We start from the raw sequence: 12,076 nt of genomic DNA on the forward strand, positions 1-12,076 counted from the left end.
CCGCACGGGCGCGCATATCGGGGAGGCGATGCAAGACGCGGAAACAAAGCGAAATTTGTTTTGACGTGTCTGCATCGGAAATGACCCAGTGAATGAACCAGCAGTGGAGGCTTCGGTGAATACCAGCGCTGTCGAAGCTCCATTGGGGAGTGCGCCGGACCTTGCGGGCCTCGAGCCCGTCGAAAAAATCACGCGCCGCTGGCCGATGCTGCTGGGCGGCGCGCTGACGCTGCTGATGATCGGTGCGCTGGCGCACGAGCTGTTCGATTCAGGGCTTGCGGGGCTTTCGCGGCGGCTGCCGACCAATCCGCTCTTCTATCTGGCCTTCGCGCTATATTATCTCGGGCCGCCGACCTTCGACTATGTGATCTTCAGGCGGCTGTGGAACATCCCGCTCGCCGGCATGGCCGCGCTCCATAAGAAGCGCATCTCGAACGAAGTGCTGGTCGGCTATTCGGGTGAGGCCTATTTCTACGCCTGGGCGCGGCAACGCACCCAGATGGTCGCGGCCCCGTTCGGCGCCGTGAAGGACGTGACGATCCTGTCGGCGATCGCCGGCAATGCAGTCACGCTGGGGGTGATTCTGCTGGCCGCGCCGTTCGGCATGGGACTGCTCACCGGCGTCCAGCAGAATTGGGTATGGGGATCGATCGCGATCATCGTCGCCACGTCATTGCCCTTCATGATCTTCTCGCGGCGGGTCTTCTCGCTGCCGCGCGGCACTTTATGGTGGATCTTCGGCGTCCATTGCGTGCGTATCCTGACCGGCTCGTTTCTCATCGCGGTCGCCTGGCATTTTGCGCTGCCGCAGGTGTCGGTGGGCTTCTGGCTGCTGATGGCCGCCGGACGCCTGCTCGTCTGGCGCCTGCCGCTCGTCCCCAACAAGGAAGTCGCCTTCGCGACGATCGCCGGCGTGGTGATCGGGCAGGGCGAGGCGCTCTCCGAACTGATGGCGTTGATCGCGGCGCTGACGCTGCTCGCGCACGTCGCGCTGATCGCGGCCTTCAGCGTCCATGCGCTGGTCACGAGGAACAAGAAATGATCCGCTCCGCTTCTCTCTCCTTCGTGCTTGCTGCGCTGGCGCTGCCCGGCGCGGCGCGGGCGCAGGATCCGATCGACGGTTCGTGCGCGCACGGCGTGGGCCCCAAGCTCTATGTTAATGTGACCGGCCTCAAGGATCGCAGTGGCCGTCTCAAGCTCGAACTCTATCCGGGCAACGAGGAGGATTTCCTCAAGGACGATCGCACGATCAAGGCCGAGGGCAAGCAGATGCGTCGCGTCTGGTCGCAAATGCCGACCTCGGGCCCGGTCACTCTGTGCATCCGCGCGCCGAGCGCCGGGCAATGGGCCTTGCTGTTCACGCACGATCGCGACGGCAAGAACAAGTTCAACTTCTGGCAGGACGGCGCCGGCTTCCCGAGCAACCAGCGGCTCGGCCGCAGCCGCCCGAAGGTGCGCCAGGCGCTGGTCAACATTCCGGCCGCCGGCGGCCAGATCACCGTACGCGCGCAATATCTGAAGGGGCTAGGCGGCTTCGGCCCGCTCGACTGAGGAGACGGCCATGCGGATCGTCGACGTCAACGAATTCTATTCGCCCACTGGCGGCGGGGTGCGCACCTATATCGACCGAAAGATCGGCATCATGGCCGATCTGGGCCATGAGTTGACCGTGGTCGCGCCCGCGCTGGAGGACGGTGTGGAGGATCGTCCGGGCGGCGGCCGCATCCGCTGGGTCAAATCGCCGGCTCTGGTGCTCGATCGCAATTACTGCATCTTCGTCAAGGACGAGCCGGTCTGGGCGGTGCTCGATGAACTTCAGGCCGATATCGTCGAATGCAGCTCGCCCTGGCTGCCTGCCTGGACCGTGGCGAACTGGAAGGGCGACGCGCTCAAGGTGTTCTTCGCGCATGGCGACCAGATCGGCGCCTATCCGCAGCGCTGGCTCGACAGCGTCGCGAGTCCGATCCAGGTCGAGAACGCCTTTGCCTGGTACACGCGCTACATGAACCGCTTCCTCGGCCATTATGATGCCTTCGTCACCAACGGCCCGGCGCTCGCCAAGCGTTTCCGCCGCCGCGGCATGCATGTCGATGCTTCGATGCCGCTGGGGATCGAGCGGAGCTGGTTCTCGCCCGATCTGCGCGACGAGAAGCTCCGCGTCGCGTTGCTCGAGCAATGCGGCCTGCCGCCCGAGGGGCATTTGCTGCTCGGGCTGGGGCGGCATCACAAGGAAAAGCGCTGGCCGCTGGTGATCGATGCCGTCGAGGCGGCGGCGACCGACATTCCGGTCGGGCTGATCCTGATCGGCGACGGGCCCGAGCGCCGGCAACTCGAGGCGCGGATCGCCGGCAGTCCGCATATTCGCATCTTCCGTCCGGTTTACGATCGCGTCCGCCTATCGCGGATCATGGCGAGCTGCGATGCGCTGGTGCACGGCTCCGACGCCGAGCCGTTCGGCCTGGTCGCGTCCGAGGCGCTGGCGTCGGGCCTGCCGCTGATCGGGCCCGACGAGGGCGGGTTCGCCGAGCTCGCCGATCCGCTGTTCGCCGAGACCTATGCCGCGCGCGATGCGCTGTCGGCAGCCGACGCGATCCGCCGCATGTTCGCGCGCGAGCCGGCGATCCTGCGCGCCGCCGCTCGCGTCGCTGCGGGCAAGGTGCGCAGCGACCGCGACCATACGGTCGAGCTGATGGCCTATTATGAAGGGCTCCTCGCCGCGAGGCGGGGCACGGCCACGCCCGCGGTGCTGCCCGGCGCGGCATAGACGTCAAGCAGCGACTTGCCGAGCGGATAGCGTCCGCGCAGCACGTAATTACCTTCGCGCAGCCGGTCGATCACCAGATGACGCGATTCCGCGCGTTCTCCCGAAAATGTGGGAGCCATCACGACCACTTCCGGCCGCTTCGCGAAAATCCGGCCGATCTCGGCGAGCTGATCGACGCCGACCGCGCCATTCTCGCGCTCGCGCGACAAATGGCTGGGATAGACCCAGGGGCTCAGCGTACAACGTCCGGAGTGCGAATAGAGACTCGAATTGCCCGAATATACATACAGGCAGCCCGGGCCGTGACCGATCGCCTCAGTCAGCGTCTCTAGCTGTGCGGCGTTGCCGCGATGCCAGCCCGCGCTCAACACGGTATATTCCCCGCCAAGCCCGGCGGCGAGCAGCAGCAAAGGCGTCACGATCCGCCTGCCCGTCGGGTGGCTGCCGAGAAAGCCCGCGCAACACAGGCATGCCGGCAGCATCACGGGCAGGGCGTAGTGGTTGAAATAGGTCCCGAACACGATCAGCCCGAATACCGAGGCGATCAGCCAGCCGAAATAGAGCGCGCGCACCGGATGCTCGCTCTCGTCATTGACCGGTACGTGGCGCGACAGCCCGCTGACGATCAGCAGTGGCCCCAGGATCAGTGCGACCTTGAGGAAGGCGGCTAACAGAACGAGCGCCGGATCGCTGTTGCGGGCAAGGATCGAACCAAGATTGGCGTAGAACCACGCATTGCCATGTCCGATCGCGGCATAAGCGCCCCAGGCGAGCAGGGTCGGGACCATCGCCACTGCGACCAGGACGGCGCCGAACCGCACGATGCTGTCCAGCGGATAGCCCAGCCGCCGCTCGCGCCACAGCAGCCAGAGCCCGAGGAACATGCCCTCGAACAGCACCGAATACTTTACCTGCAGCGCGACGCCGATCAGCGCCATCGCCGCGATTGCCTTGCCCTTGCGCAGCCGCTCCGAATCGGCCGAAGCGGTGCAGGGCAATGCGAGCAGCATCGCGAAGGCGGTGATCAGATTGTAGAAGACCGGCGCCTGCCCGCTCTGGCCGTCGCCGAAGCCGAGCATGAGGATATAGAGGAGGGCGGCGACCAGCCCGCCTTTTCCCCAGCCGGCATGTCCGGCGAGCCGCATAATCAGCAGCGCGGTCAGCACCACGCTGGCCAGCGCCATCGCCTGATAGATCCACAGGCCGAGCACTGGGCCGAAAGCCGCGGCGGGGAGGTAGATCAGGAACAGCCCGATCGGCTTGCGGTCCCAGATATCGACGTACGGCAGGGCGCCGTCGAGCATCCGCTGCGCCGTGTAGAAATAGAATTCCTCGTCGACATGGACCACCGGGTTGCCGAACGCGACCGCGCGCACCGCGATCGCCGCGAACAGCAGCACCGCCCAAGCGGGCACCGCGTCGAGCAGAACCGCAAGCGAGGGCAAGCGCGCCGCGCGCACCGCGACGGCGCCGTTGCCGGCCATCAGCTCAGGCGACCATGCCCGGAGTCCGGCTTCCGAAACGAGACCATGCGATTTCTGCCTTGTTTGCGACCCACTTAGCTGCTGCTTAGCGAAGGCGCGGTCCGCTGTCACGAACCCGCCAAGTTTTCCGGGCAAGCCTTGCGACGAAAAGGGGTATCCGCGCCATGAACATCGATCGCCGCCGCCTGCTGCTCACCGGCACCTTCGGGCTCGCCGCACTCTCGATCCCGGGTTTCGCGTTCGGCCAGGCGGCGAGCGGGTTCACCCATTCGGTCGCCAGCGGCGAGCCGGGCGCCGACACGATGCTGCTATGGACGCGGTACGTGCCGGCGGGCGGCGGCGCGGCGAAGCTGCGCGCCGAAGTTTCGATCAGCGAGGATTTCGCGCGCGTGGTGAGCGGCGGCGAGATGATCACCGGGCCGTGGCGCGATCACACCGCCAAGATTACCGTGCAGGGGCTCGCGCCGGGCACGCGCTATTTCTACCGCTTCGTCGCGCCCGACGGCAGCTTTTCCCCGGTGGGCCGTACGCAGACGCTGCCTGACGGCAATGTCCGCCGCTTCGGCATCGCGGTCTTCTCCTGCGCGAACCTGCCCTTCGGCTGGTTCAACGCTTATGGCCATGCCGCCGTGCGCGACGACGTGGACCTGTGGGTGCATCTCGGCGACTATCTCTACGAATATGCGAAGGGCGGCTATGCGCCCGAGGACGGCGCGGTCGGCGGGCGATGGCCCGAGCCGGTGACCGAGATGATCCATCTCACCGATTATCGCCTCCGTTATGCCAGCTATCGCAGCGATCCCGACCTGCAGGAATTGCACCGCCTGAAGCCGATGCTCGTCCAGATGGACGATCACGAATCGGCCAATAACAGCCGCGAGATGAGCGCGCAGAACAACCAGCCCGAGTTCGAAGGGCTGTGGAGCGATCGCAAGGCGGCTTCGCTGCAGGCGTTCAAGGAATGGATGCCGGTCTCCGAGACGCCATGGGGCGCCTATGACATCGGCGGCCTCGCGACCTTGTTCCGCACCGAGAGCCGGCTGATCGCGCGCAGCGACGAGCCCGAGATCGGCGACTTGTTCAAGGCTGCCAATCCGGCCGCGGCGCTTACCCAATTCCGCGACGGGCCGCTGCAGGATCCGGCGCGGACGATGCTGGGGACGGAGCAGGAGGCGTGGCTGGCGCACGCGATGCTCGGCTCGGTGCGCAGCGGGCGCAAATGGCAGGTCGTCCAGTTCGGCACGATCCTGGGCCAGCAGCGCACCCCCGAACAGGCGATGGATTGGCTCAAGCCCGACGCGCCCGAGCGGACCAAGGCCTGGGTCCGCAACGGCGTCGCGGCGAGCAAGGCGGGACTGCCGTCCGATCTCGACAATTGGGGCGGCTTCCCCGCCGCCCGCGCGCGTTTTCTGAAATCATCGCAGGCCATGGGCGCCAATCTGCTCGTGCTCTGCGGCGACAGCCACAATGCCTGGGCGTTCGATCTGGGACAGGACGGCAAGCCGGCCGGCGTCGAGTTCGCTGGGCACAGCGTCACGTCGCCGGGCTATGAGGACGCGACCGGCGTGGATCCCCGGGTGGTCGCCGCGGGGCTGGTCGCCGCCAATCCCGAGCTCAAATGGTGCGACACCAGCCGGCGCGGCTATATGGCGCTGACGCTCACCCCCGAGCGTGCGAGCAACGATTGGGTGTTCGTCGATACGATCCTGACGCGGAACATGGCGGCGAAGGTTGGCCACACCGCCGTGGTCCAGCGCGGGCGCAATGTGATGGTGTAGTTCCTCCCCGTTCCGGGGAGGAGTTGATCAGTCCAGCGACTTCGTCGCCTGCTCGAACATGTCCTTGCTCAGCCCGGGGGTGGCGACGATCCGTTCGAGCTCGGCGCGCATCAGGGCGGCACGCGCGGCGTCGAAGCGCTTCCAGCGGCCGAGCGGCGGGATCAGCTTGGCCGCGGTCTGCGGGTTGAGCTTGTCGAGCGCGATCAACTGGTCGGCAACGAAGCGATAGCCGCGGCCCGACGGATCGTGGAAGGCGCGCTGGTTGACGCTGAACGCGCCGATCAGCGAACGCGCGCGATTGGGATTGGAAAGGGTGAAGTCGCGGTGCGCGGCGAGCCGCTCGACCATTTCCGCAGTGTCCTCGCGCGCCGACAGCGCCTGGGTCTGGAACCATTTGTCGAGCACCAGCCCGTTGCCGGCATAACGCTGGTAGAATGCGTCGAGCGCCTGCTCGCGCAGCGGCGAATCGCCATTGACGAGCGTGGTGAGCGCACCCTGCCGGTCGGTCATGTTGTCGGCGCCGCTGAACTGGTCGAAGGCCAAAGTGTCGGCATCGGGCACGCCGCTCGCCGCGATATAGCCGAGCGACACCGTCTTGAGCCGTCGCGCGCCCTTGGCCGCCGGCGAATATTCGAAGCGGTTGGCGAGGCTGCCTTCGTAGGCGGCGCGCCATTCGTCCGCCAGCGCCTTGCCCAGATCCTGGCGCAGCGCCTCCCGCGCGCGGAAGATCGCCTCGGGATCGACCACCGCCATCTGATCGCCGATGAAGCTGTCCGAAGGGAGCAAGACCGCTTCGGCGATGAAGGCGCGGTCCAGCCTGGCATCGGTCAGCGTGTTGCGCACCGCATCGATCACCGGCGCATGATCGGTGCCGCCATTGGCGACCGAGGCGACGAGCGTGTCGAGCATCAACTGCTGCATCGCTTCGTAGCGCGCGAACGGATCGTCATCGTGCGCCGAGAGGAAAGCGAGGTCCTTCGCGGTACGGTCGGTTTCCACGATCACCGGAGCCGAAAAGCCGCGGTTGATCGACAGGATCGGCTGCTCGGCGAGGCTCTCGAACGCTATCTCGTGGCTTTCGTCCTCGAGCAGTATGAGCTGTTCGTCGCACAGCGGCCGCCCGCTGGCTGCGCCGAACAGCTTGACCTTGAGCGGGAGGACCATCGGCTCCTTGACCGGCTGTCCGGGGGTCGGCGGCACCACCTGACGCAGCTGCAGCCGTGCGCGGCCACCCTCCTGCGCCAGCGATGCCGAGACGCGCGGCGTGCCGGCCTGGGTGTACCAGCGACGGAACCGAGTGAGATCGACGCCGCCGCCCTGCTCCATGCACTGGACGAAATCCTCGCAGGTCGCGGCCGTGCCGTCGAAACGGTCGAAATAAAGGTCGGTCGCGGCGCGGAATTTCTGGGGGCCGAGGATCGTGGCCATCATCCGGATGACCTCGGCGCCCTTGTTGTAGATCGTCGCGGTATAGAAATTCGAGATTTCCATATATTCGTCGGGGCGCACCGGATGCGCGAGCGGACCGGCATCCTCGGGGAATTGCGATGCGCGCAAGCCGCGGACGTCCTCGATCCGCTTGACAGCGGCACTGCCCTGATCGGCCGAGAAGCTCTGGTCGCGGAAGACAGTGAAGCCTTCCTTCAGCGAGAGCTGGAACCAGTCGCGGCAGGTGACGCGGTTGCCCGACCAATTGTGGAAATATTCGTGCGCGACCACCGCGGCGATCGCATCGTAATCATAATCGGTGGCGGTGTCGGGATCGGCGAGGATGTAGCGGCTGTTGAAGACGTTCAGCCCCTTATTCTCCATCGCGCCGAAATTGAAATCGTCGACCGCGACGATGTTGAACACGTCGAGATCATATTCGCGGCCATAGACCTTCTCGTCCCACGCCATCGACAGCTTGAGCGCGCGGAGCGCGTGGTCGGTCTTGGGCAGATCGGGCGCGCGCACCCAGATGCCGAGCTGCACTTCGCGGCCCGACATCGTGACGAAGGTACCGCGATTGGCGACGAGATCGCCGGCCACCAAGGCGAACAGATAGCTCGGCTTGGGGAAGGGATCGTGCCATTCGGCCCAGTGGCGCCCATCCTCGAGATCGCCCTGCGCGATCGGATCGCCGTTCGCTAGCAGCACCGGGAAGCGAACTTTGTCGGCGGTCAGCTTGACCTTGTAGCGGCTGAGCACGTCGGGCCGATCGGGGAAGAAGGTGATGCGGCGGAAGCCCTCGGCCTCGCACTGGGTGCAGAGCATGCCCGACGAAGCATAGAGCCCCTGGAGTTGCGTATTGCGCTCGGGCGCGATCTCGACTTCGGTCTCGATCGTGTGCGCAGCCCCGCTCAGCGGCACGACGAGGTTCGGGCCGTCCATACTCCAGTCGCTGGCTTCGACGCCGTCGACCCTGACGCTGATCGCGGTCAGCCCGTCGCCGTCGAGCCGCAGCGGCCGATCGTGGACGCCATTGCGCTCGACCGACAGAGTCGCTCGCACGCGGGTCGCCGCGGGATCGAGGTCGAAATCGATCGCGATCTCGGGCACGCGCCAATCGGGCTCGCGATAATCCTCGCGGCGCGTCACCTTGGGCGTCTGGGTTGCGGTCTGAACGTCTGCCATCATCGCCCCGATATAGGGTCAACCCATGGTGCCGCCACAACAAACTGCCGCTTGCCTATGAGTGGCGCGATGCTACCGATACGGCATCCCAGAGACACCGAGGTTTCTCCCTTATGCTTCGACTGACATCGCCGCTCGGCCTGATCGCGCTCGTCGCCACTTCGGCGATGGCGCAGGAGGCGCCGGCGCCCACACCCGCGCAGAACAATGCGCTGCTCAACGCCGAGCTTCCCGCCGATCAGGCGGCGCTCAAGAGCCACATCATGTTCCTCGCATCGGACCAGATGCGCGGCCGCGAAGCGGGCAGCGCCGAATATGACATCGCCGCACAATATGTCGCGTCGCAATTCTACGAACGGGGCCTGCGCCCCGCCGGCGACGACGGCTCCTATCTCCAGAAGGTGCCGCTGATCAGCTACAAGCCCGCGGACAAGGGCAGCATGGCGTTCACGGCCAAGGGCGGCCAGCCGGTCAGCCTCGTCTTCGGCGAGGATTATCTTCCCGCCGGCAATCCGAACAAGACCGCCTTCCAGCTGACTGCGCCGGTGGTGTTCGTCGGCTACGGCATTTCGGGGCTCGGCCGCGACGACTACAAGGGCGTCGACGTGAAGGGCAAGATCGTCGCCTTTTTCGGCGGCGCGCCGTCGAGCTTCCCGGCCGAGGAGCGTGCGCATTTCAGCAGCCCGGCTTCCAAGGCTGGGATCGCGATGAAGAAGGGCGCGGTCGGCTATATCACGCTCGAATCGCCGCGCGCGGGCCGTGGCAGCTATCCGTTCAAGACGATCGCGGCGAACTGGGACCGCACCCGCTTCACCTGGGCCGAGGCGGACGGCTCGGGCCATATCCCGACGCCCACCGCGCCCGGCCTCGGCATGCTGAGCATCGCGGGTGCCGCAAAGCTGTTCGAAGGCGCGAAGGTGAAGTGGGAAGAGGTCGCCGAGCGCTCGCAGGATGACGGCGCCATTTTCAAGGCGACCCAGCTGGCCAGGACGCTGTCGGTCACGCTCAACACCGCCAACACCGCCATCACCAGCTACAATGTGGCGGGGCTCCTGCCGGGCAGCGATCCTGCGCTCGGCAAGGAGGTCGTCGTGCTCTCGGCGCATCTCGATCATGTCGGCGTCGGCAAGCCCGATGCGAAAGGCGACACGATCTATAACGGCGCGATGGACAATGCCGTCGGCATCGCCTCGCTGATCGAGGAGGCGCGCCGCTTCAAGGCATCGGGCAAGCCGCCGCGCCGTTCGGTGCTGTTCCTGGCGGTCACCGCCGAGGAAAAGGGGCTGATCGGCTCCGACTATTTCGCGAACAACCCGACGGTGCCCAAGGCGAACATGGTCGCCGACGTCAATCTCGACATGCCGATCATCACCTACAAGTTCGAGGACGTGACGCCGTTCGGCGCGGCGCATTCGACTCTGGGCGAGACGGTGGCGCGCGCCGCCGCGCAGATCGGCGTCGGCATGGGCGGCGATCCGCGTCCCGACGAGGCGTTCTTCGTCCGCTCGGACCATTACCGCTTCGTCCAGCAGGGTATCCCCTCGGTCTTCCTGTGGCCGGGCGAGAAGGGCCCGGGCAAGGCCGCGACCGATGCGTTCCTGAGCAGTCATTATCACCAGCCCTCGGACGATCTCGTCCAGCAGCCGGCGATCGACTGGGAATCGGGTGCGCGCTTCGTCGACGTGAACTATCGCATCGCGCGCGAGATCGCCGATGCCGATCAGAAGCCGATGTGGAAGAAGGGCGACTTCTTCGGCACCCTCTTCGGCGGACCGATGGAGAAGTGATCATGCGCAAGTCCCTGCTCCTCCTCCCGCTTCTCTTCGCCACGCCTGCGACAGCGCAGGACCTCCCGCCCGCCGAGGCGGCGCTCAAGGCGCACGTCGCCTTCCTCGCCTCGGATGCGATGCGCGGGCGCGACACCGGTTCGCCCGAGCTGGCGATCGCCGAGCAATATGTCGCAGCGCAGATGCTTGCGGCGGGGCTCGCGCCCGGGCCGAATGGCACATGGCTCCAGCCGGTGCCGCTCGTCTCGTTCAAGGGTGCGGATCACGGGACGCTGACCCTCACGCGCGGCACGACGGTGACTCCGCTCGAATGGGGCAAGGACTATGTCGCCCGCTCGAACGCGCGCGAAGCCAAGGTCGCGCTGACCGGGGAGGTGGTGTTCGCCGGCTATGGCGTGACCGATCGCGCCACCGGCTATGACGACTACAAGGGCCTCGACGTGAAGGGGAAGATCGTCGCGATCCTGCGCGATGCCCCGCAATCGCTGCCGAGCGAGGTCCGCGCGCATCTGAGCCAGCCCGAGGAGCAGGCGAAGAACGCCGCCGCGCATGGCGCCGCGGGCGTGATCCTGATCGAGGGCAATACCCGCCACGCGATCTTCCCGTTCGAGGCGAGCGCGGGGTATTGGAACAGCCCGGGCATGACCTGGGCCGATCCCGACGGCCGCGCGCACAGCGACGGGCCGAGCGCGCCCGCCTTCGCCTATGTCGGCATGGCCGGCGCCGAGAAGCTGTTCGCCGGCTCGAAGATCAAATGGGCCGAAATCCTCGCCGCCGACAAGGCGGGCAAGAAGTTGCCCACCGGCGCGCTCGGCGTGACCGCCCAAGGGACGGCGAACACCGAGATCAAGACGCTCTCCGCCAATAACGTCGTCGGCCTGCTCGAAGGTTCGGATCCGGCGCTCAGGGGCCAATATGTCGTGATCTCGGCGCATCTCGATCATGTCGGCGTGGGCAAGCCCGACGCGAAGGGCGACACGATCTACAATGGCGCGATGGACAATGCGGTCGGTACCGCGTCGATGCTCGAAGTCGCGAAGGCGTTCACTGCATCGGGCAAGCGGCCGCGCCGCTCGATCCTGTTCGTCGCGGTGACGGCGGAGGAGAAGGGGCTGGTCGGCTCCGATTATTTCGCCGCCAACCCGACCGTCCCCAAGGGCAGCATCGTCGCCGACGTCAATCTCGACATGCCGGTGCTCACCTACAAGTTCGAGGACCTGGTGGTGTACGGCGCCGATCGCACCAGCATCGGGCCGACAGTGGCCGCGGTGGCAAAGGCCGAGGGGCTGGCGCTCACCCCCGATCCCGCGCCCGAGCAAGCGAGCTTCGTGCGCTCGGACCATTACAGCTTCGTCCGCGCCGGCATCCCGGCGGTATCGCTCGAACCCGGCCCCGCCGGCCCCGGCAAGGCTGCGGTCGAGGAATTCGGCGAGAAGCATTATCATCAGCCCTCGGATGAAATCACGCTCATTGATTTCACGCAGGGCGTGCGCTTCGTGAAGCTCAATTATGCCATTGCCCGCGCGCTGGCGGACGCCGATCAGCGTCCCTTGTGGAACAAGGGCGATTTCTTCGGAACGCTGTACGGCGGCCCGGGCGCGAAGTAGCGCCGACCTGCCTCTCCCGGCGGGAGAGGGAGCCCAGAGG

General features: G+C 66.4%; 8 protein-coding genes. 6 read left to right on the top strand and 2 right to left on the bottom strand.

Going from position 1 to position 12,076, the window contains the following annotated elements; translation table 11 throughout:
* Positions 1 to 115 precede the first annotated feature (115 nt).
* From ASE13_RS00775 to ASE13_RS00785, 3 genes are read left to right on the top strand one after another with little or no spacing between them, the layout of a single operon-like run.
* Positions 116 to 1,042 carry a hypothetical protein gene (locus tag ASE13_RS00775; RefSeq protein ID WP_082596555.1) on the top strand — a complete coding sequence of 309 codons (927 nt, stop codon included), beginning with the start codon at positions 116 to 118 and terminating at the stop codon, positions 1,040 to 1,042.
* Positions 1,039 to 1,551, top strand: coding sequence for a DUF2141 domain-containing protein (locus ASE13_RS00780; protein ID WP_056610231.1), 513 nt, complete (start codon positions 1,039 to 1,041; stop codon positions 1,549 to 1,551). Before ASE13_RS00775 ends, ASE13_RS00780 begins: the two co-directional genes overlap by 4 nt.
* A gap of 10 nt (positions 1,552 to 1,561) precedes the next feature.
* On the top strand, positions 1,562 to 2,764 hold the full coding sequence (locus ASE13_RS00785; RefSeq protein ID WP_056610234.1) for a glycosyltransferase: 1,203 nt from the start codon (positions 1,562 to 1,564) through the stop codon (positions 2,762 to 2,764).
* On the opposite strand, the gene ASE13_RS00790 is transcribed toward ASE13_RS00785, so the two are convergent.
* Positions 2,698 to 4,248, bottom strand: coding sequence for an ArnT family glycosyltransferase (locus ASE13_RS00790; protein WP_056610236.1), 1,551 nt, complete (start codon positions 4,246 to 4,248; stop codon positions 2,698 to 2,700). The two genes, ASE13_RS00785 and ASE13_RS00790, sit on opposite strands and share 67 nt — an antisense overlap.
* Positions 4,249 to 4,412: 164 nt before the next feature.
* On the opposite strand from ASE13_RS00790, the gene ASE13_RS00795 reads away from it, so the two are divergent.
* Complete coding sequence (locus ASE13_RS00795; protein ID WP_056610239.1) at positions 4,413 to 6,026, top strand: alkaline phosphatase D family protein; 1,614 nt, start codon at positions 4,413 to 4,415, stop codon at positions 6,024 to 6,026.
* Between the two features lie 27 nt (positions 6,027 to 6,053).
* Here ASE13_RS00795 and pepN read toward each other — a convergent pair whose 3' ends face one another.
* Entirely contained in the window at positions 6,054 to 8,642 is a 2,589-nt protein-coding gene (pepN, locus tag ASE13_RS00800) for an aminopeptidase N (protein WP_056614444.1), read from the bottom strand.
* A 113-nt stretch (positions 8,643 to 8,755) separates the two neighbouring features.
* Here pepN and ASE13_RS00805 point away from each other — a divergent pair, with 113 nt between their 5' ends.
* Complete coding sequence (locus ASE13_RS00805) at positions 8,756 to 10,429, top strand: M28 family metallopeptidase (protein WP_056610242.1); 1,674 nt, start codon at positions 8,756 to 8,758, stop codon at positions 10,427 to 10,429.
* A 2-nt stretch (positions 10,430 to 10,431) separates the two neighbouring features.
* Complete coding sequence (locus tag ASE13_RS00810; protein WP_056610245.1) at positions 10,432 to 12,036, top strand: M20/M25/M40 family metallo-hydrolase; 1,605 nt, start codon at positions 10,432 to 10,434, stop codon at positions 12,034 to 12,036.
* Positions 12,037 to 12,076 lie beyond the last annotated feature (40 nt).

This window comes from Sphingomonas sp. Root241 (assembly GCF_001428865.1).
In the GTDB taxonomy this organism is placed as follows: Bacteria; Pseudomonadota; Alphaproteobacteria; order Sphingomonadales; family Sphingomonadaceae; genus Sphingomonas.